The sequence below is a fragment of the Sphingomonas sp. R86521 genome (assembly GCF_042466235.1).
Classification (GTDB): Bacteria; Pseudomonadota; Alphaproteobacteria; order Sphingomonadales; family Sphingomonadaceae; genus Sphingomonas.
Window position 1 is genome coordinate 2,157,337 of record NZ_JAXHBY010000001.1, and the last position, 21,624, is coordinate 2,178,960.

25 protein-coding genes are annotated in these 21,624 nt (G+C 67.0%); 16 read left to right on the forward strand and 9 right to left on the reverse strand.

Features of this window, described 5'->3' with window-relative positions:
- Both SJY20_RS10005 and guaB read right to left on the reverse strand, forming a co-directional pair.
- Entirely contained in the window at nt 1-1,185 is a 1,185-nt protein-coding gene (locus SJY20_RS10005; protein WP_380786669.1) for an RsmB/NOP family class I SAM-dependent RNA methyltransferase, read from the reverse strand.
- A gap of 223 nt (nt 1,186-1,408) precedes the next feature.
- Complete coding sequence (gene guaB / locus SJY20_RS10010; RefSeq protein WP_380786671.1) at nt 1,409-2,866, reverse strand: IMP dehydrogenase; 1,458 nt, start codon at nt 2,864-2,866, stop codon at nt 1,409-1,411.
- A 120-nt stretch (nt 2,867-2,986) separates the two neighbouring features.
- Between guaB and SJY20_RS10015 the strand changes: the two genes are divergently transcribed.
- Together SJY20_RS10015 and SJY20_RS10020 are read left to right on the forward strand one after the other, a co-directional pair.
- Nucleotides 2,987-3,958, forward strand: a complete 972-nt coding sequence (locus tag SJY20_RS10015; RefSeq protein WP_380786672.1) for an SPFH domain-containing protein — start codon at nt 2,987-2,989, stop codon at nt 3,956-3,958.
- Nucleotides 3,955-4,383 (forward strand): NfeD family protein, encoded by a 429-nt coding sequence (locus SJY20_RS10020; protein WP_380786674.1) that lies wholly within the window; start codon nt 3,955-3,957, stop codon nt 4,381-4,383. The genes SJY20_RS10015 and SJY20_RS10020 overlap by 4 nt, the downstream gene beginning before the upstream one ends.
- A 1-nt stretch (nt 4,384) precedes the next feature.
- On the opposite strand, the gene SJY20_RS10025 is transcribed toward SJY20_RS10020, so the two are convergent.
- Together SJY20_RS10025 and SJY20_RS10030 are read right to left on the reverse strand one after the other, a co-directional pair.
- On the reverse strand, nt 4,385-5,008 hold the full coding sequence (locus tag SJY20_RS10025; protein ID WP_380786676.1) for a class I SAM-dependent methyltransferase: 624 nt from the start codon (nt 5,006-5,008) through the stop codon (nt 4,385-4,387).
- Between the two features lie 20 nt (nt 5,009-5,028).
- On the reverse strand, nt 5,029-6,243 hold the full coding sequence (locus SJY20_RS10030; RefSeq protein ID WP_380786678.1) for a DUF3419 family protein: 1,215 nt from the start codon (nt 6,241-6,243) through the stop codon (nt 5,029-5,031).
- Between the two features lie 186 nt (nt 6,244-6,429).
- On the opposite strand from SJY20_RS10030, the gene SJY20_RS10035 reads away from it, so the two are divergent.
- From SJY20_RS10035 to SJY20_RS10065, 7 genes are all read left to right on the forward strand, one after another.
- Entirely contained in the window at nt 6,430-7,137 is a 708-nt protein-coding gene (locus SJY20_RS10035) for a response regulator (protein WP_380786679.1), read from the forward strand.
- A gap of 58 nt (nt 7,138-7,195) precedes the next feature.
- Nucleotides 7,196-8,722 (forward strand): stimulus-sensing domain-containing protein, encoded by a 1,527-nt coding sequence (locus tag SJY20_RS10040; RefSeq protein WP_380788638.1) that lies wholly within the window; start codon nt 7,196-7,198, stop codon nt 8,720-8,722.
- Between the two features lie 35 nt (nt 8,723-8,757).
- Entirely contained in the window at nt 8,758-9,165 is a 408-nt protein-coding gene (locus SJY20_RS10045) for an HPr kinase/phosphorylase (protein ID WP_380788640.1), read from the forward strand.
- Complete coding sequence (rapZ, locus tag SJY20_RS10050) at nt 9,162-10,079, forward strand: RNase adapter RapZ (RefSeq protein WP_380786680.1); 918 nt, start codon at nt 9,162-9,164, stop codon at nt 10,077-10,079. Before SJY20_RS10045 ends, rapZ begins: the two co-directional genes overlap by 4 nt.
- A gap of 16 nt (nt 10,080-10,095) precedes the next feature.
- Nucleotides 10,096-10,503: a PTS sugar transporter subunit IIA gene (locus SJY20_RS10055; protein ID WP_380786682.1), complete on the forward strand. Its 408-nt coding sequence runs from the start codon at nt 10,096-10,098 to the stop codon at nt 10,501-10,503.
- A complete protein-coding gene (locus SJY20_RS10060; RefSeq protein ID WP_380786684.1) occupies nt 10,500-10,772 on the forward strand; it encodes an HPr family phosphocarrier protein in 273 nt (90 codons plus the stop codon). The genes SJY20_RS10055 and SJY20_RS10060 overlap by 4 nt, the downstream gene beginning before the upstream one ends.
- Before the next feature lie 122 nt (nt 10,773-10,894).
- Nucleotides 10,895-11,692: a TrmH family RNA methyltransferase gene (locus SJY20_RS10065; protein WP_380786685.1), complete on the forward strand. Its 798-nt coding sequence runs from the start codon at nt 10,895-10,897 to the stop codon at nt 11,690-11,692.
- 14 nt (nt 11,693-11,706) lie between these two features.
- Here the strand turns inward: SJY20_RS10065 and SJY20_RS10070 are convergent, their stop codons facing one another.
- On the reverse strand, nt 11,707-12,354 hold the full coding sequence (locus SJY20_RS10070; protein ID WP_380786687.1) for a tetratricopeptide repeat protein: 648 nt from the start codon (nt 12,352-12,354) through the stop codon (nt 11,707-11,709).
- A gap of 81 nt (nt 12,355-12,435) precedes the next feature.
- Nucleotides 12,436-13,893, reverse strand: a complete 1,458-nt coding sequence (gene rmuC, locus SJY20_RS10075) for a DNA recombination protein RmuC (protein ID WP_380786689.1) — start codon at nt 13,891-13,893, stop codon at nt 12,436-12,438.
- A gap of 207 nt (nt 13,894-14,100) precedes the next feature.
- Between rmuC and SJY20_RS10080 the strand changes: the two genes are divergently transcribed.
- From SJY20_RS10080 to SJY20_RS10095, 4 genes are all read left to right on the forward strand, one after another.
- On the forward strand, nt 14,101-15,252 hold the full coding sequence (locus SJY20_RS10080) for a glycosyltransferase family 4 protein (RefSeq protein WP_380788642.1): 1,152 nt from the start codon (nt 14,101-14,103) through the stop codon (nt 15,250-15,252).
- Nucleotides 15,253-15,254: 2 nt separating this feature from the next.
- Nucleotides 15,255-15,869, forward strand: coding sequence for a glutathione S-transferase N-terminal domain-containing protein (locus SJY20_RS10085; RefSeq protein ID WP_380786691.1), 615 nt, complete (start codon nt 15,255-15,257; stop codon nt 15,867-15,869).
- A gap of 96 nt (nt 15,870-15,965) precedes the next feature.
- Nucleotides 15,966-16,199, forward strand: coding sequence for a hypothetical protein (locus SJY20_RS10090; protein ID WP_380786692.1), 234 nt, complete (start codon nt 15,966-15,968; stop codon nt 16,197-16,199).
- Nucleotides 16,200-16,274: 75 nt separating this feature from the next.
- The gene (locus tag SJY20_RS10095; RefSeq protein WP_380786694.1) at nt 16,275-16,550 is read left to right on the forward strand and encodes a hypothetical protein; all 276 of its coding nucleotides are present in this window, start codon (nt 16,275-16,277) and stop codon (nt 16,548-16,550) included.
- A 1-nt stretch (nt 16,551) separates the two neighbouring features.
- On the opposite strand, the gene SJY20_RS10100 is transcribed toward SJY20_RS10095, so the two are convergent.
- Nucleotides 16,552-16,725 (reverse strand): hypothetical protein, encoded by a 174-nt coding sequence (locus tag SJY20_RS10100; RefSeq protein WP_380786696.1) that lies wholly within the window; start codon nt 16,723-16,725, stop codon nt 16,552-16,554.
- Between the two features lie 110 nt (nt 16,726-16,835).
- Complete coding sequence (locus tag SJY20_RS10105) at nt 16,836-17,186, reverse strand: hypothetical protein (protein WP_380786698.1); 351 nt, start codon at nt 17,184-17,186, stop codon at nt 16,836-16,838.
- Between the two features lie 75 nt (nt 17,187-17,261).
- Here SJY20_RS10105 and SJY20_RS10110 point away from each other — a divergent pair, with 75 nt between their 5' ends.
- From SJY20_RS10110 to SJY20_RS10120, 3 genes are all read left to right on the forward strand, one after another.
- On the forward strand, nt 17,262-17,525 hold the full coding sequence (locus SJY20_RS10110; protein WP_380786699.1) for a hypothetical protein: 264 nt from the start codon (nt 17,262-17,264) through the stop codon (nt 17,523-17,525).
- A gap of 35 nt (nt 17,526-17,560) precedes the next feature.
- Complete coding sequence (locus SJY20_RS10115; protein ID WP_380786701.1) at nt 17,561-17,977, forward strand: secondary thiamine-phosphate synthase enzyme YjbQ; 417 nt, start codon at nt 17,561-17,563, stop codon at nt 17,975-17,977.
- A 98-nt stretch (nt 17,978-18,075) separates the two neighbouring features.
- Complete coding sequence (locus SJY20_RS10120; protein WP_380786702.1) at nt 18,076-18,702, forward strand: hypothetical protein; 627 nt, start codon at nt 18,076-18,078, stop codon at nt 18,700-18,702.
- 168 nt (nt 18,703-18,870) lie between these two features.
- On the opposite strand, the gene secA is transcribed toward SJY20_RS10120, so the two are convergent.
- A complete protein-coding gene (gene secA, locus SJY20_RS10125; RefSeq protein ID WP_380786703.1) occupies nt 18,871-21,606 on the reverse strand; it encodes a preprotein translocase subunit SecA in 2,736 nt (911 codons plus the stop codon).
- Nucleotides 21,607-21,624: the final 18 nt, after the last annotated feature.

Genomic DNA, 21,624 nt, shown 5'->3' on the forward strand with positions numbered 1-21,624 from the left:
TCACGGGGCAATCAGCCGCGCGACAAAAAATCCGTCGGTGCCGTCGCGGCCGGGTTCGAGACGGATGCCGTGGCCGTGTTTCGCACCCGCGGGGAGGTCCAGCAGCTCGATCGACCAGCCGGGATGCGCGCCGAGGAACCAGCTGACCTGGTCGTTACTCTCGGCATCGAGCAGCGAGCAGACGATATAGACCAAAGCGCCGCCCGGCCGCACCAGCGTCGCCGCGACGCCGAGGACGTGCTGCTGGGTCGACTGCAGCCGCGACACGCGATCGGGGGTAAGACGCCAGCGCGCCTCCGGATTGCGCCGCCAAGTGCCGGTGCCCGAACACGGTGCGTCGACCAGCACGCCGTCGACGCGACCCTGCCAGTCCGCCAGCGCCTCGCGCTCGCGGGTCGGGTTGAGCAGCATCGTCTCGACGATCGTCGCACCGGCGCGGGTCGCGCGCGGGGTAAGCCGCGACAGCCGCATGCGGTCGGTGTCGCAGGCGAGAACGATGCCCTTGTTCTGCATCGTCGCGGCGAGTGCGAGCGTCTTGCCGCCGGCGCCGGCGCACAGGTCGACGATGCGCTCGCCGGGTTTCGCCTGCATCGCGAGCCCGACGATCTGGCTGCCCTCGTCCTGCACCTCGATCGCGCCCTCGTTGAAGAGCGGCAGCATCTCGACGTTGGTGCCGGTTGGCAGTCGGATGCCGTCGGGCGCATGCGGAGTCGCCTCCGCGTCGGGCAACGCGGCCAGGACTGCATCACGCGTGGTCATCATCGTGTTGACGCGCAGGTCGAGCGTCGCGCGGCCGGCGAGCGCGGTCAGCGCGGCACCGTCGAGCCCGGAGGCGCGGAGGGCCTTGGACAGCCATTGCGGGGCGACACCCGGCTTTGCGCGCGGCTCGTCCTTGGCGATCGCGACGGGGGCGTGGGTCGAGCCGTCGAAGGTCTCGGCGACCGCGGGGTCGGAGTCGGCGACCAGCAGCATCGCGGCGCGGCCAGTCTCGGGGCGATCGCCGGCAGCGCGGATCGCGGCGTAGACGAGGTCGCGGACGGCGCGGCGATCCTTCGACCCGGCATAGCGGCGGGTGGCGAAATAGCGCGCGATCAACGTGTCGGCCGCGGCGCCGCCTTCGCGCGCGGCGGCGAGGATCTGGTCGAGCAACTCGATCGCGGCCTGGGTGCGTGCGGGGGGAGTCACTTCTCGCCTCCCGTTTGCGGGAGGGGTTGGAGCAGGGCGTGTCGGGGAGCGTAAGTCGTCATGCCCTCCCCTAGCCCCTCCCGCGGGCGGGAGGGGAATTTTCTCGCCTGCCACCTAGCTCCTTGTTCTCCCGCGAAAGCGGGAGCCCAGGGTAACCGAACGCAGCGCTCTTCGACCCTGGGCTCCTGCGTTCGCAGGAGAACGCAGCTACGCGGGGACGCGCCTACCGCGTCGGGTAGTTCGGCGCTTCCCGCGTGATCGTCACGTCATGAACATGGCTTTCCTTAAGCCCCGCACCCGTGATCTGAACGAACTGCGCGCGCGCCTGAAGATCGCGGATCGTCGCCGAGCCGGTATAGCCCATCGCCGCGCGGATCCCGCCGACCAGCTGGTGGATGACGTCGCGGGCCGGACCCTTGAACGCGACCTGGCCTTCGATCCCCTCGGGCACCAGCTTCATCTGGTCCTTGATGTCGCCCTGAAAATAGCGGTCCGCCGAGCCGCGGCCCATCGCGCCGACCGATCCCATCCCGCGATAGGATTTGTACGCGCGGCCCTGGAACAGGAAGGTTTCGCCGGGGGCTTCCTCGGTACCCGCGAGCAGCGAGCCGATCATGCACGCCGATGCGCCCGCCGCGAGCGCCTTGGCGAGATCGCCCGAGGTACGCAGGCCGCCATCGGCAATCACCGGCACGCCGTGCTTCAGACCGACTTCGGCGCAGTCCATCACCGCGGTCAGCTGGGGCACGCCGACGCCGGCGACGACGCGCGTGGTGCAGATCGAACCCGGGCCGATTCCGACCTTGATCCCGTCGGCGCCGGCGTCGATCAGCGCACGCGTCGCCTCGGCCGTGGCGACGTTGCCTGCGATCACCTGCACCGAATTGCTCAGCTTCTTGACCCGCTCGACCGCGCGCGCAACGTCGCGGTTGTGGCCGTGGGCGGTGTCGATCACGACCAAGTCGAGCTCGGCATCGACCAGCGCCTCGGTCCGCGCAAAGCCCTTGTCGCCGACCGTGGTGGCGGCGGCGACGCGCAGCCGGCCGGCATCGTCCTTGGTCGCGTTGGGATAGGTGACCGCCTTCTCGATGTCCTTCACGGTGATCAGACCGACGCAGCGATAGCGTTCGTCGACCACCAGCAGCTTCTCGATCCGCCGCTGGTGCAGCAGCCGCCGCGCTTCTTCCTTACCGACGCCGGTCGAGACGGTGGCGAGGTTCTCGTGCGTCATCAGCTCGGACACCGGCTGCTTGGGGTTCTCGGCGAAGCGGACGTCGCGGTTGGTAAGGATGCCGACCAGCTTGCCGTCGGCCTCGACCACCGGGATACCGCTGATCTTGTGGCGGACCATCAGCGCCTGCGCTTCGGCCAGCGTTGCCGACGGTGCGATCGTGATCGGGTTGACGACCATGCCGCTCTCGAACCGCTTGACCGCGCGCACCGCGGCGACCTGTTCGTTGATCTCCATGTTGCGGTGGAGCACGCCGATCCCACCGAGCTGCGCCATGACGATCGCCATGTCGGCTTCGGTCACGGTGTCCATCGCCGACGACAGGATCGGGATGTCGAGCGCGATGCCGCGGGTGACGTGCGTCGCCGTGTTCGTCTGGCTCGGGACGATGTCGGATTCCGCCGGCACGAGCAGGACGTCGTCGAATGTAAGGCCGAGGCGGATATCCATAAGGCTGCCGGTTCCTGCGTGGGGAGGTGGCGCGCCATGTAACCAAAGCGGACACGGACGGCTAGGCCCTGCGGGTCGCGGCGTGCTATATCGTTGGGACCAATTTGGGGGATTGTATCGATGGGCCTGATCGCCGCCGCACTCGTGCTCGCACTGGTTCTCTTCTACCTCTTCACCAGCATCAAGATCGTCCGCCAGGGCTATCAATACACGATCGAACATTTCGGCCGCTTCACCGCGGTCGCGCGCCCCGGGTTCAATTTCTACCCCGCCTTTTTCTACCGCGTGGGGCGGAAAGTGAACATGATGGAGCAGGTCATCGACATCCCCGGCCAGGAGATCATCACCAAGGACAATGCGATGATCTCGACCGACGGGGTCGTATTCTTCCAGGTGCTCGACTCGGCAAAGGCGGCGTACGAGGTGTCGGACCTGTACATGGCGCTGCTGCAGCTCACGACGACCAATTTGCGCACGGTGATGGGGTCGATGGACCTCGACGAGACGCTGTCGAAGCGCGACGAGATCAACGCGCGGCTCCTCAACGTTGTCGATCACGCGACGACGCCGTGGGGCGTGAAGATCACCCGCGTCGAGATCAAGGACATCCGCCCGCCCGCCGACATCGTCAACGCGATGGGCCGCCAAATGAAAGCGGAACGCGAGAAGCGCGCCAACATCCTCGATGCGGAAGGTAGCCGGGCGTCGGAGATCCTGCGTGCCGAGGGGCAGAAGCAGGCGCGCATCCTCGAGTCGGAGGGGCGGAAGGAATCGGCGTTCCGCGATGCCGAAGCGCGCGAGCGGGCTGCCGAGGCCGAGGCTTCGGCGACCCGCGCGGTGTCGCACGCGATCGAGGAAGGCGGCGCGCAGGCGATCAATTATTTCATCGCGCAGAAATATGTCGAGGCGATCGGCAAGTTCGCGACCAGCCCCAACGCCAAGACGATCCTGTTCCCGGTCGAGGCGACCCAGCTGATGGGCACGCTGGGTGGCATCGGTGACCTTGCCAAGGATGCGCTGGCCGACCGCGTATCGCCGCCCCAGGCGAAACCTGAACCGAAGCGCGGGCCGTTTGAGCTGCCCAAGACGTGATCGACGCACCGGTGGCGTGGCTGATCGCGGCGCTGGTGCTGGGAATCGCCGAACTCGCGGTGCCCGGCGTGTTCCTGGTGTTTCTCGCGATCGCCGCGGCGGCAACCGGGATCGCGGTGTTCGCGCTGCCGGACCTGCCGGTGACAGCGCAGCTCGCCTCGTTCGCCGCATGGAGCGTGGTGACGGTGCTGATCGGGAAGCGCTGGTATCTCGATTACCCGGTCGCGGGCGATCCGTTGCTCAACGACCGCGCGGCTAGGTTAGTTGGCGAAGTAGTGACGGTGGAGACTGCGATCGTCGCGGGGCACGGTCGGGTTCTGGTCGGCGATGGCGGCTGGCCCGCCAGAGGCCCGGACGCGCCGGTGGGTGCGGCGATGCGGATCGTCGCGGTCTGCGACGGTATCGTCGAGGTGGCCGTCCCCTGACCTATTCCGCTGGTCGCACGATCGTCGCGCGCCAGGCATAGCCGCGGTACAGCGCGGCGAACTCGCTGGGCGAGCCTTGCGCGGCTGCCGTGACCGCGGCGTGCAAGCGGGCGCGTGGGGTGACGTGCCAGCGCGACAGCCAGCCGAGGATAGTGGCGCGCCACCACCGCGGCAGGCGCTCCTGCTGGCCGAAATCGACGATCGACAACCGGCCATCCGGCGAGAGCAGCGCGACGCCCTGGCGGATCGCACCTTCCCAATCCGGGATCATCGACAGCGTGTAGCTCAGGAAGACGCGGTCGAAGCCTTCGAGGCCGAACGCAGCCCGCGGCTCGACTGCGGTCGCATCGGCTCGGGCGAGCGTGATACGGTCCGACAGACCGGTGCCTGCGACATGAGCCCGCGCGGTCGCCAGCATCGCCTCGGAAATATCGAGCCCGTAGAAGCGTGCGTCCGGCCAGCGCCGCGCCGCTGCGATCAGGTTGCGCGCGGTGCCGCAGCCGACCTCCAGAACGGTACCGCCTGCCGGTGGATCGAGACCGGCGATCAACTGGTCGCGACCGAGCAGGTAATATTTGCGGGTGGCGTCGTAGATATGGCGCTGCGTCGCATACATCCGGTCCATCGCGCGCGCATGATCGCGGGTCAGGCGGCCTCTCCGAGCAGATAGAGATGCGTCGCGCCGTACACCGCGGAGCGATCGCGCGCGCCAAGCTGCTGCAATTCCTCCGCCTGATAGCGCCAGCGCGACAGGATCGCGGCGGGGACGCGACCGGGGACGATATCGGGCTCGCCGGCGGTGCGGTACAGGATGCGCGCGCCAGGCTTCGCGGTGCGCGTGATCTCGCTCCACAGGGCGGTCAGCTGCGCGTCCGTCATCCAGTCCTGCGCGTCGAGCAGCACGTAGCGATCGAGCGAGGAGTCCGGCCGGCTGGCGAGATAGTCGGTGAAATTGACGTGCTGGATATCGACGCGTGCCGCGCGCGCCGTCACCGATGCATGGTGGGCCGGCTGGAGATAGGGCGGCAGCGGCGCAGCGGCGTGCTTGCCATAGCCGCGGCCGAACGCCTGCCAGGCGAAGTAATTGTCCTCGATATCGAAATCGCAGGCGAGCCGCTCGCAGCGGCTGCGCAGGACGTCGATCATCTGGCGATCGCCGCTCAGCTCGCCATATTGCGCAGGCGGGATACCCAGTCCGAACAGTGCAGCGGGCTGGCGCGCGAGCCAGCGGATGACCGGGGCGTCGAACAGCGGCGCGATCGACGTGTCGAAAATCCGGCGCTGCTCGGCGCGCGAGGTCGCGGTGAGCATGATGCGCGGATCGACGCCATGAAGCCGAGCGAGCAGGTGCGCGGTGCCGATGAAGCGCCCGAGCAGGCCGCCGCGATAGAAGCCCCGCGCGAACGCGCCGATGCGACGATCCCAATAGCGGCGTGTCTGCGGATCGAGATGCGCGCGCAGGTCACGGCGATAGACCGCGACGTTGGACCTGCTGTCCGCCGCGGCGAACAGGCGGTGGAAGTCCGCTTGGCCGAGCCGGGTCGCGGCGACCCGTTTCAGCGTGTTCAACGCGATATGTGCGGGGTTCAGGTCGACCGCGGTGATCGCGCGGGGATCGGCGGTCAGATAGGACAGGATATTGCACCCACCCGACGCAATCGCGGCGACGTGGCAATCCGGCGTGATCGCCAGCGCCGCCATGTCGGCATCGGGGTCTTCCCAGATCTGCGGATAGACGAGCCCGCGGAACGCGAAGGTGAACGCGCGTTCGAGCAAGCCCTGTCGCGAGAGATGGCCGTGGCGGTGCACAGCGGCGCGGACCGCGTGGTTGCCCGGAATATCCTGTGCGATCGAGGCCATCCCCGCCCCCTTCCCTGTCGGTTCGACGACGGCTTTAGGGCGATGCGATGACGTGACGGCGACGTACGCAAGACTGTGCGATGACGGTCGGTGTGCGCGGCGACGCGGGGTGACGAACCGCGCAGGTTGAGCGGCGACGCGGTTTGCCCTAATCGGTAATGCCATCCGACGAGGCCCGCCCCCGATATGACGGCAACGATCGCGCTCGTCGACGACGACCGCAACATACTGACTTCGGTGTCGATCGCGCTGCAGACCGAAGGGTTCGTCACGCGGCTCTATTCGGATGGCGAGACCGCGTTGAAGGCACTGGTCGACAATCCACCCGATCTGGCGATCTTCGACATCAAGATGCCGCGGATGGACGGGCTGGAGCTGCTGCGTCGGCTGCGCGAGAAGAGCCGGATCCCGGTGATCTTCCTGACCAGCAAGGACGACGAGCTCGACGAGGCGCTTGGCTTGGCGATGGGCGCAGACGATTATATCGCGAAACCGTTCTCGCAGCGGCTGTTGATCGCCCGCATCCGCGCGATCCTGCGGCGGTCGGAACTGGTCCAGTCGCCCGAGATGGCGACCGCGGCGGAAGCGGCAGGGCCGATCGATCGCGGTCGGTTGAGCATGGACCCGGCGCGCCACCGCACCACTTGGGCGGACGAGACCGTCACGCTGACCGTCACCGAATTCCTGATCCTCGAGACGCTCGCGCAGCGTCCCGGCATCGTCAAGACGCGCAACCAGCTGATGGACGCGGCGTACCAGGACGACATCTATGTTGACGATCGCACCATCGACAGCCACATCAAGCGGCTGAGGCGCAAGTTCCGCCAGGTCGATCCCGAGTTCGACGCGATCGAGACGCTGTACGGCGCCGGGTACCGATTCTCTGACGACTGACCTTCTCGACGCCGACGACGGCTCCGACGATACCGGGCGCGAAGGCGGTACCCGCGACCTGGCGCTGCGCTGGTCGGGGCAGATATCGCTGACGCGGCGGATCCTGGCGGTCAACATCTTCGCGCTGCTGCTGCTGGCGGGCGGGTTCTTCTATCTCGATTCCTATCGCAGCCGGATCGTCGACAGCCGCGTCGCGCAGTCACGCCGCGAGGTCCGGCTGATCGCCGAGGCGATCGCCGCGGTCGAGCCGGGCAAGCGCGATCCGCTGCTGCGGCGGCTGGCGGCGGATACCGGTGCGCGCATCCGGCTGTTCGATCCGGCGGGGGTGGTAGCCGCAGACACCCGACTGCTGGGGGTGCGCAACTTCGTGCTGCAGGATCCCGACAAGGACCCTTGGGACCAGACCGCGGCCCGGTTCCTGGATGCGGCGATCGACGTCATCGTGATGGCGCCGCGGCCGCCGCTGTACCGCGAGCGCAGCGATTCCGCGCGCTGGCCCGACGTCGCCGCGGTGCGCGCGCAGCCGATCGTAGCGACCACGGTATGGCGCGCGCCCGATCGCACGCCTGTCATCACCGCCGCGGCGCGACTGTCCGGCGGCGGCGTGGTGATGACGACGATGAACACCCGCGACATCACGCGGACGGTGCGGATCGAGCGGTTCCGGCTGAGCATGGTGCTGCTGGTGGTGTCGATCGTGTCGATCCTGCTCTCGCTGTTCCTGGCGCGCACCATCGTCCGGCCGCTGCGACGGCTGGCGCGCGCCGCCGTTCGCGTGCGGCTGGGACGCGCACGCGAAGTCGTGGTGCCGCGGCTGCCCTCGCGCCGCGATGAACTCGGCATGTTGGCGCGGGCGCTGTCGGACATGAGCCTGGCGCTGCGCGCGCGAATCGACGCGACCGAGGCGTTCGCCGCCGACGTCACGCACGAGATGAAGAACCCGCTCGCCTCGCTGCGCTCCGCGGTCGAGGGACTGAGCCGGGTCAAGGATCCGGCATTGCAGGCGCAGTTGCTCGGCATCGTCCGCGACGACGTGCTGCGGCTCGACCGGCTGATCTCGGACATATCCGAGGCATCGCGGCTCGACGCACAGCTCAGCCGTGCGCAGTTCGAGCCGGTCGACGTCCCCCGCATGATCGAAGGCCTGCTCGCCCAACGCGCCGCGCGGGGGATCGAACGCGGCATCCGGATCGATTGCGACCGCGATCCCGACCAGCGGCTGATCGTCAACGGCGAAGGCGCGCGGCTGGAACGCGTGTTCGAGAATTTGATCGACAACGCGGTATCCTTTTCGCCCGATGCCGGGCTGATCGCGATCGCGGCGGGCGCCGAGGGCCGCGCGCTGGTCGTCCGGATCGAGGACGAGGGCCCGGGCGTGCCCGAGGACGAGCGCGAGGCGATCTTTCGCCGGTTCCAGTCGATCCGCCCGGAAAGCGAGGCGTTCGGCCAGCATTCCGGGCTCGGGCTCGCCATTGCGCGGACCATCGTCGAAGCGCATCAGGGCACGATCATCGTCGAATCGCGGGAAGACCGGCTGGGGGGCGCGCGCTTCGTGGTGCGCCTGCCGCTTGCCGACCCGCGCTGAAGGAGCTCGTTCTGGCCGTCCTGTCCTCTGACCGGCTGCATGCCACCGCAGTCGCCATCGGCGGTCGCGCCGTCCTGATCGAAGGCCCGTCGGGCGCCGGCAAGTCCGACCTCGCGCTGCGGCTGATTGATCGCGGCGCGGCGCTGATCAGCGACGACCAGACTTTGGTGGTGCGATCCGGCAAGATCCTGGTCGCCCGCGCTCCCACCGAGATCGCCGGGCGCATCGAAGTGCGGGGGATCGGCATCGTCACGATGCCGCATGTCGACGACGTCCCCGTCGGATTGATGGTGCGGCTCGATCGCCAGGTCGAGCGGATGCCCGACCGCCGGATCCGCCGGGTCGCAGGCATCGAGGTCCGCGAACTGCACGTCGATGCCCTCCACGCGTCGACACCGATCAAGATCGAGATGGTGCTACGTTGTGTCGAGGTGATCGCGTGAGCCGCGAGCGCAAGCATATCCTGCTCGTCACCGGCATGTCCGGCGCGGGCAAGTCGACGGTGCTGAAGACGCTCGAGGATCTCGGCTGGGAGGTGGTCGACAACCTGCCGCTGCTGCTGCTCGACCGCTTGCTCGACGCGCCGTTGCCCGAAGGATCGCCGGACAATTCGCAGCCGCTGGCGATCGGGATCGGCGCGCGCACCCGCGATTTCGACCCCGAGCGCATCGTCCGGCGGCTGCGCGACATGCGCGACCCGAACGGTCCCGATATCGCGACGCTGTTCCTGGATTGCGCGGGCCCTGAGCTGGAACGCCGCTATTCGGAGACGCGACGGCGGCATCCGCTGGCGCTCGATCGTCCGGCGAGCGGCGGGATCGACCGCGAGCGTGCGCTGCTCAAGCCGTTGCGCGACTGGGCGAACCGGCTGATCGACACCACAGCGATGACCGCGAACGAACTCGCGCAGGTGATCCGCACCAGCTTCGCCGGCGACGACCTCGGCGCGCCGATCCTGTCGGTGCGTTCGTTCGGGTTCTCGCGCGGGGTGCCGCGCAACGCCGACCTGGTCTTCGACATGCGCTTCCTGCGCAATCCGCACTGGGACCCGCAGCTGCGACCGGGGACCGGGCTGGACGCCGACGTCTCGGCCTATATCGCCGCGGACCCCGCCTATGAGGCGGCGGTCGGGCGGATCGAGGAGCTGCTGATGCTGTTGCTCCCGCGCTACAGGGCGGAGGGGAAAAGCTACGTTACCGTCGCGTTCGGGTGTACCGGCGGGAGACACCGGTCGGTTCACGTCGCCGAGCGGGTCGGCGCACGGTTGCGCGCCGCGGGATTTTCGCCCACGGTCAGCCATCGCGACCTGGGGGCCGCGCCGCAGGACTCGCTAGAGGGACCAACGGTCGGCACATGAGTATGAAGCGACGGATATGATCGGTCTGGTATTGGTGACGCACGGGCGACTCGCGGAAGAGTTCGTCAGGGCGATGGTGCATGTGGTGGGTCCGCAGGAGCGCGTCGCGACGATCGCGATCGGTCCCGACGACGACATGGAGGAACGCCGCGCCGATATCGCCGCGGCGATCGCCGAGGTCGATTCGGGGCGCGGCGTGATCGTGCTGACCGACCTGTTCGGCGGCACGCCCTCGAACCTCGCGATCTCGCTAATGGAACGTGGCCGGGTCGAGGTGATCGCGGGGATGAACCTGCCAATGCTGATCCGGCTGGGCTCCGCGCGGAAGTCGATGACGGTGGTCGCCGCGGTCGCCGCGGCACGCGAGGCCGGTCGTAAATATATCTCGGTGGCATCCGAAGTGCTGGGCGAGGCCGCGGCATGACGGTGACGCGGACGGTGCTGATCACCAACCGCCGCGGGCTGCACGCACGGGCCAGCGCCAAGTTCGTCACGCTCGCGTCGTCGCAGCCGTGCGAGGTCCAGGTCGAGAAGGACGGAGCTGGCTCCGTCACCGGAACCTCGATCATGGGCCTGATGATGCTCGGCGCGGCGATGGGCGATTCGATCGTGATCTCGGCGACCGGCGACGGCGCAGAGGCCGCGGTCGCGACGCTGGCGGATCTGGTCGAAGCGAAGTTCGGCGAGGATTGACTGTGCTCCCCTCCCGTTTACGGGAGGGGGTGGGGGTGGGCTCGCGCTCACCATAATCGGATCATTTGATTAGGCCGGGAGCCCACCCCCGGCCCCTCCCGCAAGCGGGAGGGGAGGACACTATGCCCCGCGAAATCACCGCCTTTTCGAACCCGCTCGTCAAACACGTCCGCGATCTACGCGACAAGCGGCACCGCCGCGCCGCCGGCCAGTTCCTCGCCGAGGGACTGCGCATCCTGACCGAGGCGCGCGAGACCGGCCGCCTACCGCGCACGCTGTTCTATGCCGCGGCGAGCGCGAACCACCCGCTGGTCCACGCGCTGTCGATGGACGTCGAGGAAGCGGGCGGCGAGTCGATCCAGACCACGCCCGACATCCTGTCGAAGCTGTCGGGGAAGGATAATCCGCAGGCGGTGGTCGGCGTATTCGACGAGTTCGCCGTCACGCTGGACGACCTCGACCGCAGCAGCGCGGGCATCTGGCTGGTCGCCGAACGGCTGCGCGATCCGGGCAATCTGGGTACCATCCTGCGCACCGGCGATGCGGTCGGCGCGGGCGGGCTGATCCTGATCGGCGAGAGCGTCGATCCGTTCTCGGTCGAGGCGGTGCGCGCCAGCATGGGCGCGCTGTTCACGATCCCTGTCGTCAAGAGCGAGTGGACGCCGTTCATCGACTGGCTGCGCACCGGCCCCGGGCAACTGGTCGGCCTGAGTCTGGACACCGACACCGATTACCGCGCCGCGACCTACAGCCCGCCGACGTTTCTGCTGACCGGCAACGAGGCGCAGGGGATGCTGCCAGAGATGGCGGAAGCGTGCGATACGCTGGTCAAGATCCCAATGCTGGGCAAGGCCGATAGCCTGAACGCCGCAGTCGCCACCGCGGTGATGGCGTATGAGGTGCTGGCGCGACAGCTCTGATCAGGTCGGGCTGATCACGTCGCCTTGGGGCGGGCCTGTGCGATGTAGCGCAACTCACCCTTGGCCTTGGCATCGTTCGGATCCGATTTCAGGCACTTGCGGTACATCTCTGCGGCCTCGTCCCACTTCCCCTGCTCGACAAGGATATAGCCCATCCCGCGCCACGCACGGGTCTGTTCGATCGTCTTGGCCGGGTTGTCCAGAATGTTGGCGTAGTCTGCGGCACTTCCGTACGCCGTCAGGGACTCCGGCGAACGTCGCAAGGTCTGGTATGCGTAGCCGAGTTCGTTCAGATAATGCGCGTGGGCCGGCGCCATCGCCGCCGCCCGCGCCAGGAACGGCAGGCCCGCTTCGACCTGCTTCTGATCGATCAGGCTGAACCCCTTGAGGAACAGCGCGTCGCACCACCCCGGGGAAACCGCGATCGCGCTACGCTTCTCCTTGGCCGCCATGATCATGTACAGCAGGGTCTGTGGCGGCGACATGCCGCAATACATCTGGCGCTGCTCGCTGGCGAACTGCGCTTCGTAGGCGGCGAGGATCGGATCGACCGCCGCAGACGCCTCGGCAGCATGGCCCTGCGTCATCAAAACCATCGCCGCGTTCAGCGGCTTGACCAACGGGTCCTCGCGCCTCGCCTTGTCCGCAGCGACGGCGGGCATTGTAACGGACAGAAAAGCGACCGCCATCAAACCTGTATAGAACCTGCCGTATCGCATTGTCGCTCCCCCGATTGACGGACGCTAGGAAGTCTTGCGCTCCCCGTCGTCCCCGCCGAGCAACCTCGCACTATCGCCGTATCTTGCCAAGGCCTCGACCGGCGGAACATCTTCGATTTCGCGCGGGCCGGTCTCGATGTTCAGGTCGCGGAATTTGCGTGCGGTGACCAGCGCGCGACTTTCGAAGCTGCTGACGAAGCTGTTGTAGTTGTTTACCGCCGACGTCAGCCCGCCGCCGACTTTCCGCAGGTCGCCGGCCGCCTTGGCGAGGCGGTCGTAGAGTTCCTTGCCGAGTTCGCCGATCTTCTTGGCTTCTTCGGCCAGCTTTTCCTGCCGCCACACCGCCGCCACCGTCCGCGCGATCGCGATCAGGTTGGTAGGGGTTGCCAGCAGCACGCGTTTCTCGAACGCGAAGTCCCACAGCGTCGGGTCGTGTTCGAGGGCAGCCGACAGGAAATGCTCCCCGGGGACAAACATCACCACGTATTCTGGACTATCGTTAAACTGCGCCCAATAGCTCTTTGCGCTTAAGCCGTTTACGTGCGCGCGCATCGACGCAGCATGCGCCGTAAGCCCAATCAGCCGTTCCCGTTCGTCAACCGCTCCGAACGCGTCTTGGTAGGCGTTGAGGGAAACCTTCGCATCGATGATCAGGGATTTGCCACCGGGCACCCGAACGACGGCATCCGGGCGCGAACGGCCGCCTTCGCCATCTGATACACTTACTTCCATATTAAAGTCGGTATGTTCGGCCAATCCGCATGTCTCCAGCACATTGCGGAGTTGTTGCTCACCCCAGCGGCCCCGCGCCTTCGGAGCATTGCGCAACGCGTTGACCAGCTTTGCCGCCTCACCCGACACACGTTCTTGGCCGAGCCGCATCTGTTCGATCTGGCCCTTGAGGTCGCCGAACGCATCGCGACGTTCGGCCTCGACCTTGGCGACGCCCTCCTCATAACGTTGCAGACGATCACTGACCGGCTGGAGCATCGACTTTAGGTTCTGGCCCGCGGTCTCCTCCGACTGGCGGAAGCGGGCGTCGGCGCGGTCGAGGAAGGTCTTTTGCGCATCGCTCAGCAGCTTGTTGGCGACGTCGCCGAACTGCGCGGCCATCACGTCCTTGGCGTCGCGGAGTTCGAGCAGCCGCGCCTCGAACGCCTCGCTGCGGGCATGTTCGGTGGCGAGCTCGGTGCGTGCGGCGTCGCGGTCGGCGCGGATCGTGGTCAGGTCGGTGCGCAGCCGCTCCGCCTCCCCCGCCCGCTCGGCATGCTGTGCACGGAGCGTGGCGAGCGACTGGAGCGCGTCGTTGCGCTCGCGTTCGACCGCGTCGCGTGCGGTGCGCACCAGGTCGGCATCGGCCGCGCGGGTCTTGGCAACGGCAAGGTCGCTGGCGAGGATGTGCGCCTTTCGCGACGCGAGCAGCCAGCCGACCAGCACCCCAAGCGCGAGCGACAGGACGGCGACGATTGCGAGCTCAGTCACGACGCGCAGCTCCGCGAATGTTGCCAATGTTGAGACGCGGCGCGTGTTTCATCGAAAATGTATCAGCTTCCATTTTCGGAACATAGATCGAACGTCGCCGGTAGGACAGCCGGAAAAACGTCGGCCGCGGTCGATCGACGTATCGACGCTACAGACGTCACGCGGGATTTAGTGGCGCATCGCCGCGGTCGCGGTTATCCGCGCACGATGCAGCCGACCGACCTCCGCGTGGCCCTGTTCAGCGGCAACTACAACTATGAGCGCGACGGTGCGAACCAGGCGTTGAACCTGCTCGTCGGCCACCTGCTGTCGCAGGGCGTTTCCGTGCGCGTGTATTCGCCGACATCGAAGCGCCCGGCGTTCGCGCCCACCGGCGATCTGGTCCCGGTACCGTCGCTGCCGCTGCCGGCGGGACGCGGCGAGTACAAGATGGCGCGCGGGTTGCCGGCCAGCGTGCGCCGCGATCTCGATGCGTTCGCCCCGAACATGATCCACGTCTCCGCACCCGATTTCCTCGGCCACCGTGCGCTCAGCTATGCGCGCGATCGCGGGCTGGCGTCGGTGGCGTCGCTGCACACGCGGTTCGAGACCTATTTCCGCTACTACCGGATGGCGTTCTTCGAGCCCATCATGGTGAAGATCCTGACACGGTTCTACGATCGCGCCGATACGGTGCTGGTGCCCGGCAAGGGCATGGCCGACATCGTCCGCGAATGGGGCGTGACGACGCCGACCGCGATCTGGTCGCGCGGGGTCGATCACGACCGCTTCAAGCCAACGCGCCGCGATCTCGACTGGCGGCGCGCGTACGGCATCGCCGATCATGAGGTCGCGGTCGGGTTCCTTGGCCGGCTGGTCAAGGAAAAGGGCCTCGACGTCTTTGCCGCGGTCGTCGGCAAGCTGCGCGAGCGCGGTATTCCGCACAAGGTGCTGGTGATCGGCAAGGGCCCGGCGCGCGACTGGTTCACCGAACAGGTGCCGGGCGCGGTGTTCGCCGGGTTCCAGTCGGGCGACGACCTGGGCCGCGCGGTCGCGTCGATGGACGTGTTCTTCAACCCGTCGGTCACCGAGACGTTCGGCAACGTCACGCTGGAGGCGATGGCAGCGGGCGTGCCCGTCGTCGCGGCGCGGGCATCCGGCGCGATCGGGCTGATCGACGACGGCGTCACCGGCTTCCTGGTGCCGCCGGCAGATATCGCCGGCTATGCCGACGCGATCGGGCGGATCGTCACCGAACCGGGCCTGCGCGAGACGATGGGGCAAGCGGGACACGCCAAGGCCGCGGGCTATCGCTGGGACATCATCAACCACGCGGTGCTGGATACCTATCTGGCGGTGATGGCGCGGCGCGCGGCGTAAAGGTGGCGGCAACGCCGGTCCTCTACAGCTTTCGCCGCTGCCCCTACGCGATCCGCGCCCGGTTGGCGCTGGCGATCAGCGGGATCGCGGTCGACATCGTCGAGGTCGCGTTGCGCGACAAGCCCGTCGCGCTGATCGCGGCCTCGGCCAAGGCGACCGTGCCGGTGCTGGTGCTCGCCGACGGGCAGGTGATCGACGAGAGCCTGGATATCGTCCGCTGGACGCTGGAGCAGAACGATCCCGAGGACTGGCTGGCCGGCGGCGACCCGGTGGCGATCGCGACCAACGACGGTCCGTTCAAGCGACAGCTGGACCTCTATAAATATGCCGATCCAACCGCCCGCGACGTTCCGCGGGATGCCGCGCTCGCGCTGCTGTTGCCGCTGGAGACGCGCCTCGCCCGCCACGCCAACCTCGCGTTCGAGCGGCGGACGCTGGTCGACATGGCGCTCCTCCCCTTCGTCCGTCAGTTCGCGCAGGTCGACCGGGCGTGGTTCGACGCGCTGCCCCTGCCCGCTCTCCAGCGCTGGCTGACGCACCATCTGGCGTCGCCGCTGTTCGAGTTCGTGATGGCCCGCGCGATAGTAGCTAGCCGCGCATCGGCCCGTCCGACCTAGCGGTGACCTTGGCGCATTCCGCCGCGCGCCGCTCTGGACCGGGCGCCGGAGACCCTACATCGCAAGGTCCGAGCCGGGGGGCTGGAGCGAAGACCTGTGTTCAAGACGATGTGGAATATGCCTGCCAAGCTGTTGCGGAAGAAAGCCGATTCTGACGCGCCGGCCGATGCCGAACCGGTCGCCAGCGGATCGCTGGAAGAGATGATCGAGGCCGCCGAGGCGATGGGCGCGGACGAGGCGAAGGACATGATCATATCGTGCGTCGGTCGCGACCGGCCGATCACCTGGCCTGAAATCCGCGACCTGCGCCGGACCGCCGAACCGGCCTGAGGACACGGGAACCGCTCGGGCCGCCCGACGCTTGATAGAGACACCGCCCCGACGGGCCTGATGCGAGGACCGAGCATGACCGAAGCGACCTGGGGCGATGCGACCAAGACGCCCGATATCGACTGGACGATGAGCGCCTCACTGGAGGACGTAGTCCGCGGCGGCGAGGATATTCCCGAAGTGACCAACCTGCGTGCGGCGGTGGTGGCGTGGACTACGCTCGACCCGGAACACCGCGATCAGGCCACGTTGACGCCGGAACGCGCGATCCTGGTCGACGGCGCGTCGGTGCCGGTGTTTCACGGCGACGCCATCGCCGCGCTGGTCGAGCGGCTGCCGAGTTTAGCCTGAACTAGGCGCGCAATCGCTCGACCATTCGGGCGAAGAGCCCGGGGCGCTCCTGTAGCTCAAGCCGCGCCTGAAAACGCGCGCGGTCCGCGGCGGCACGGCGGTACAGAGCATCAAGACGCGCCTCGCCGTACATATCCGACAGGCGAGGCGGCGAATTATCGAGGCGGACGTACATTTCGGGTGTTCCTGAGCGACAACGAGACGACCAGCGTGCACGCAGTTGGTCGCTCAATTAACTCTGTTCATCCCTCGTTTGTTCCGGCCGATATGGTGCTATATTTGCGGTCAGCTTGCCTCGCGGTCGCTCGGATGAAGCGCGGAGTCCATCGAATCCGGGGTCCCCACCGCGCTGTCATGATCGGTCGCCGTCGCCGCGCTCGGCAGCAGCGTATCGAGCCGGCGACGTAGCGACGCCTCGAACTCCTCCTGCCCGCGCGAAGTGGTCCGCGTGACGATGATGTCCTTCGCGATCGCATCCTTGATCCGCGATACCGCGGGGTCGTCGATGACGCCGGCCTTCAGCAATTCGGCACAGAGCTGGATGAACCCGACTGCGGTCGCGTGCGCGCGCAGGCCGACCAGTTGCAGGGTGTCGTGCAATTTGCGGGCTTCGGCCTTTTCGTCCCAGTCGGTCATCTCGTCGCTCCACGCTGCATCCCGCCTAACATCGGCGGGCTGGCGTCCGTTCTACGCCTCGGCTACGCACGCGTCATGGGCGAAATCGATAGGCTGGTCCCCTCCGGGATCATCGAACAATGGGTCTATCATCTGCGGCGCCAGCGCGCGCGTGCGGTGGATGCGATCTGGCTGATCGACCAGGGCTATACCGTGCATGACGGCAAGAACGGCGTGCCGACCTTCGACGCCACCGCGCGCGTCCGTGCCGAGCACGAAACCGTGATCGCCGAAGTCAACGCGCTGCTGAAGCTGTATGACGGCATCAACCTCGGCCAGGACATCGCCGAGCCCGCGTGAGCGGACCCGGCGGACGGCCCGGTCGTTGAACCGCCATGCGCCAGGCCACCACCATCCTCACGATCGACACCCGCCGGCAGGGGCTGGTCGAGATTTCCGACACCATCACCGACTGGGTCGACGCCCAGGGGTTCGACACCGGCCTGCTGACGATATTCTGTCGCCACACCTCGGCATCGCTGCTGATCCAGGAAAATGCCGCGCGTGAGGTGCGCTCCGATCTTGAAGCGTATTTCGCGCGGATCGCGCCCGAATCGCCCGACTATGCGCATGACGACGAGGGGCCGGACGACATGCCGGCGCATCTGCGCACCGCGCTCACCCAGGTCCAGCTGACCATCCCACTGGTCGACGGCGCGCTGGCGCTCGGCACGTGGCAGGGCATTTACCTGTTCGAGCATCGCCGCCGCCCGCACCGCCGCACGCTGGCGCTGCATCTGATCGGCGAATGATTTTATCTGAACGGGAGCGATCTTGTTCATCGCCCGTTCCACCATTGACGGCTAATAACAGGCGGTTCGCCGCATTCGCCGCGAATGGAGACATTGCAATGTTCACCACTTTGGGTCGCAGGATTGCGCTGGCCGCGTTGGCGTCGAGCACCCTGCTGGTCGCGGGCTGCGCGACCGAAACCGCCTATCGTCCGGCAACGGGCCAGGGCTTTTCCCGCACCGGCTACAGCGATCGCCGGATCGAACCGAACCGCTTCCTCGTCAGCTTCGCCGGCAACAGCGTGACCTCGCGCGATACCGTCGAGCGCTACCTGTTCTTCCGCGCCGCCGAATTGACGCTGCAGAACGGCTTCGACTATTTCCTGATGGCCGACCGCGACACCAACCTGCAGTCGCGCACCTATTCGACGCCGGGTCTCGGTGGCGGATTTGGCGGCGGATTCGGCGGTTATGGCGGCTTCGGCGGCTATTGGGGTCCGTCGTGGCGGTACCGCGGCGCGGGCTTCGGCTGGCGCAGCTGGGATCCGTACTTCGGCGGCGGCGGCTTCGGTGGCGGCCCGTGGGGCAACGACTTCGATATCCGCACGATCGACCGCTACGAGGCGACCGCAGAGATCGTGATGCGCAAGGGGCCGATCCCGCGCGACAACATCCGCGCGTTCAACGCCAAGGCCGTGGTCGACAACATCGGGCCGAGCATCATTCTCCCGAAGGAAACGCGGTAACCTCCACGCGTCATGCTGAACTCGTTTCAGCATCCACTGCCCCGCAGGCGCAGCGCCTGGGGGGCGATGGACCCTGAAACGAGTTCAGGGTGACGAATGAAAAAGGCCGGGCCGCCCCATCGGGCGCCCGGCTTTTTTTATGCTCTCCTGCCGGAGAGCACCAAGCCCTCAGACCGCGCCGTGGCAGTATTTGTACTTCTGCCCCGACCCGCACGGGCACGGCGCGTTACGGCTGACGACCCCGGCCCACTCCGCCGGATCGCTCCCGAAATCGCCCTGCGGCTGCGGGATCTGCAGCGGCGGCATCTGCGAGGTGATGTGGCCGAGCGTCCCCGCGTCGACGTCGTTCGAATCGTCCATGCCGGTGAACGGGTCGAAATGCGTGGTGATGAAGTCGGGTAGTTCGGGCAGCCCGACCGGCGCATCCATCTGGAACGATGCGTGCGCGATGGTCTTGGTCACCTCCTCGCGGATCGCCTCGAGCATCCGCTGGAACAGCGAGAACGCCTCCTGCTTATACTCGTTGATCGGGGTCTTCTGCGCATAGGCGCGGAGATGGACGACCTGGCGCAGCGCATCGAGCGTTGCCAGATGCTCCTTCCAGTGATGGTCCAGATTCTGCAGCAGGATCGACTTCTCGACCGAGGTCCAGGTCTCCGGATCGAGCGACGCCGCCTTCTCCGCCACCGACGCATCGGCCATTTCGAGCACGCGGGTCTCGACGACCTCGGGATCGATCGACTCTTCCTTCAGCCAGTCGTCGATCGGCGGCTCCAGGTTCAGCACCTCGGCCAGCCGCTCCTTCATCCCGGCGATGTTCCACTGCTCGGGATAGGAGTTCGGCGGGCATGCCTCGCCGACGATGACGTTGACCGTCTCCGCGCGCATGTCGACCACCACGTCGCCGACGGTGTCCGCATCCATGATGTCGCTGCGCTGCTCGTAGATGACTTTCCGCTGCTCGTTCATCACGTCGTCATACTCGACGACCTGTTTGCGGATGTCGTAGTTGCGCGCCTCGACCTTCTTCTGCGCGGTCTCGATCGCCTTGCTCAGCCACTTGCTGCCGATCGCCTCGCCGTCCTCGATATTGTTGCGCATCATCTTGGCGAACAGCGTGTCCGGCCCGAAGATACGCAGCAGGTCGTCGTCGAGACTGAGATAGAAGCGCGACAGGCCGGGATCGCCCTGACGCCCCGAACGACCGCGCAGCTGGTTGTCGATGCGGCGGCTCTCGTGACGCTCGGTGGCAAGCACGAACAGCCCACCCGCGGCGAGCACCGCCTGCTTCTCTTCCTCGATCTCGGTGGCGATGCCGGCGGCGACCGTCTCGTATTCGGGCGTGCCCTCCACCAGGTCGGGATATTCGGCGAGCATCCGGAATTCCAGGTTGCCGCCCAGTTTGATGTCGGTGCCGCGCCCGGCCATGTTGGTCGCGATCGTCACCGCGCTCTTACGCCCGGCCTGCGCGACGATGTGCGCCTCCATCTCGTGGAAGCGCGCGTTCAGGACCTTGTGCTCGACCTGCTCGCCGACCAGGAACTCGCTCAGCAACTCGGACTTCTCGATCGAGACCGTGCCGACCAGCACCGGCTGGCCCAGATCGGCGTGATGCTTGATCTTCTTGGCGATCGCCGCGAACTTGTCCTTGGTGTCCTTGTAGAACTCGTCCTCCTCGTCGACGCGGCGCACCGGCACGTTGGTCGGGATCGTGACGACGTTGATCTTGTAGATGTCGTAGAATTCGGCCGCCTCGGTCGCCGCGGTGCCGGTCATACCGCCGATCTTCGGGTACATGCGGAAATAGTTCTGGAACGTGATCGACGCCATGGTCTGGTTCTCGGGCTCGATCGCGACGCCCTCCTTGGCCTCGACCGCCTGGTGCAGGCCGTCGGACCAGCGCCGGCCGTCCATCATGCGACCGGTGAACTCGTCGATGATGATGACCTTGCCGTCCTTCACGATGTAGTCGATGTCCGACTTGAACATCACGATCGCGCGCAGCGCCTGGTTGAGGTGGTGCACCACCTGGGTGTTCTCGAAATCATACAGGTTCGCACCCTCGAGCAGCCCGGCCGCCTCGAGCATCCGCTCGACCTTCTCGGTGCCATCCTCGGTCAGGATGATCGTCTTCTGCTTCTCGTCCTTGTCGTAGTCGCCCGGGACGAGCTGCTTCACCACCGCATCGACCTGCATGTACAGGTCGGACTTGTCGTCGGTCGGCCCCGAGATGATCAGCGGCGTGCGCGCTTCGTCGATCAGCACCGAATCGACCTCGTCGACCACCGCATAGGCGAACGGCCGCTGCGTCATCGACGCACGCTCGTACTTCATGTTGTCGCGCAGGTAATCGAAGCCGAACTCGTTGTTGGTGCCGTACGTGATGTCGGCAGCATAGGCGGCACGGCGCTGGTCGTCGGTCAGGTTCGGGATGATGATCCCGATCGTCATGCCCAGGAACGTATAGACCTGGCCCATCCACTCGGCGTCGCGCGCCGCGAGATAGTCGTTGACGGTGACGACGTGGACGCCGTCGCCGGGCAGCGCGTTGAGATAGGTCGCGAGCGTCGCGACCAGCGTCTTGCCCTCGCCGGTCCGCATCTCGGCGATCTCGCCGCGGTGGAGGACGATGCCGCCGATCATCTGGACGTCGTAATGCCGCTGGCCGAGCACGCGCTTGGCGGCCTCGCGGACGGTCGCGAACGCTTCGGGCAACAGATCGTCGAGCGTCGCGCCCTCTGCCAAGCGTGCGCGGAACTTCACGGTCTGCGCGGACAGCTCCTCATCGGACATCGCCTGCAGCGCGGGTTCGAACCCGGCGATCTGCGCGAGGATGGGGTTGAGCGACTTGACGTAACGGTCGTTGGACGAACCGAACAAGGATTTGGCGAGGCCACCGAACATGGGCGTAGGTCCTGATAC

What these genes read in the sequence shown, in the direction of transcription:
- guaB (WP_380786671.1), bottom strand. Translation starts at nt 2,866, where the DNA reads ATGGATATCCGCCTCGGCCTTACATTCGACGACGTCCTGCTCGTGCCG.
- SJY20_RS10015 (WP_380786672.1), top strand. Translation starts at nt 2,987, where the DNA reads ATGGGCCTGATCGCCGCCGCACTCGTGCTCGCACTGGTTCTCTTCTAC.
- SJY20_RS10025 (WP_380786676.1), bottom strand. Translation starts at nt 5,008, where the DNA reads ATGGACCGGATGTATGCGACGCAGCGCCATATCTACGACGCCACCCGC.
- SJY20_RS10030 (WP_380786678.1), bottom strand. Translation starts at nt 6,243, where the DNA reads ATGGCCTCGATCGCACAGGATATTCCGGGCAACCACGCGGTCCGCGCC.
- SJY20_RS10035 (WP_380786679.1), top strand. Translation starts at nt 6,430, where the DNA reads ATGACGGCAACGATCGCGCTCGTCGACGACGACCGCAACATACTGACT.
- SJY20_RS10055 (WP_380786682.1), top strand. Translation starts at nt 10,096, where the DNA reads ATGATCGGTCTGGTATTGGTGACGCACGGGCGACTCGCGGAAGAGTTC.
- SJY20_RS10060 (WP_380786684.1), top strand. Translation starts at nt 10,500, where the DNA reads ATGACGGTGACGCGGACGGTGCTGATCACCAACCGCCGCGGGCTGCAC.
- SJY20_RS10065 (WP_380786685.1), top strand. Translation starts at nt 10,895, where the DNA reads ATGCCCCGCGAAATCACCGCCTTTTCGAACCCGCTCGTCAAACACGTC.
- SJY20_RS10070 (WP_380786687.1), bottom strand. Translation starts at nt 12,354, where the DNA reads ATGCCCGCCGTCGCTGCGGACAAGGCGAGGCGCGAGGACCCGTTGGTC.
- SJY20_RS10080 (WP_380788642.1), top strand. Translation starts at nt 14,101, where the DNA reads ATGCAGCCGACCGACCTCCGCGTGGCCCTGTTCAGCGGCAACTACAAC.
- SJY20_RS10095 (WP_380786694.1), top strand. Translation starts at nt 16,275, where the DNA reads ATGACCGAAGCGACCTGGGGCGATGCGACCAAGACGCCCGATATCGAC.
- SJY20_RS10100 (WP_380786696.1), bottom strand. Translation starts at nt 16,725, where the DNA reads ATGTACGTCCGCCTCGATAATTCGCCGCCTCGCCTGTCGGATATGTAC.
- SJY20_RS10105 (WP_380786698.1), bottom strand. Translation starts at nt 17,186, where the DNA reads ATGACCGACTGGGACGAAAAGGCCGAAGCCCGCAAATTGCACGACACC.
- SJY20_RS10110 (WP_380786699.1), top strand. Translation starts at nt 17,262, where the DNA reads ATGGGCGAAATCGATAGGCTGGTCCCCTCCGGGATCATCGAACAATGG.
- SJY20_RS10115 (WP_380786701.1), top strand. Translation starts at nt 17,561, where the DNA reads ATGCGCCAGGCCACCACCATCCTCACGATCGACACCCGCCGGCAGGGG.
- SJY20_RS10120 (WP_380786702.1), top strand. Translation starts at nt 18,076, where the DNA reads ATGTTCACCACTTTGGGTCGCAGGATTGCGCTGGCCGCGTTGGCGTCG.
- secA (WP_380786703.1), bottom strand. Translation starts at nt 21,606, where the DNA reads ATGTTCGGTGGCCTCGCCAAATCCTTGTTCGGTTCGTCCAACGACCGT.